Consider the following 293-nt stretch of genomic DNA (forward strand, 5'->3'; position numbering starts at 1 on the left):
CCTACATCATGATGCTCTGTATTCTGGACTTTATATGTTGGAGCTTCACCACCAAGAATATTCGATCCGCCTCCCAAATATTTTGATGTATTGTTTGCAATCGTTGAGACATCTCCTTGGATTTTCGTAACATCGCCTTGGACTTTATCCATACTCGTAGATAAATTTGCTACGTTTTGCGTGGTCTTAGTGAGCTTGCTATCAACTTCATAAAGCTGTTTTCCAGTAACTGCTTCTGTCGAGTTTTCTGAAAGTTCTCCATCTTTCAAGCCAGAAAGCGTCCGACCTTCTCC

1 protein-coding gene is annotated in these 293 nt (G+C 41.3%); it reads right to left on the reverse strand.

Annotated features, from left to right (window positions below):
* The coding region (locus O99_RS06885; protein WP_035006310.1) for a hypothetical protein at positions 1 to 293 on the reverse strand (293 nt) is incomplete at both ends.

Source organism: Bartonella rochalimae ATCC BAA-1498 (assembly GCF_000706645.1).
Taxonomy (GTDB): Bacteria; Pseudomonadota; Alphaproteobacteria; order Rhizobiales; family Rhizobiaceae; genus Bartonella; species Bartonella rochalimae.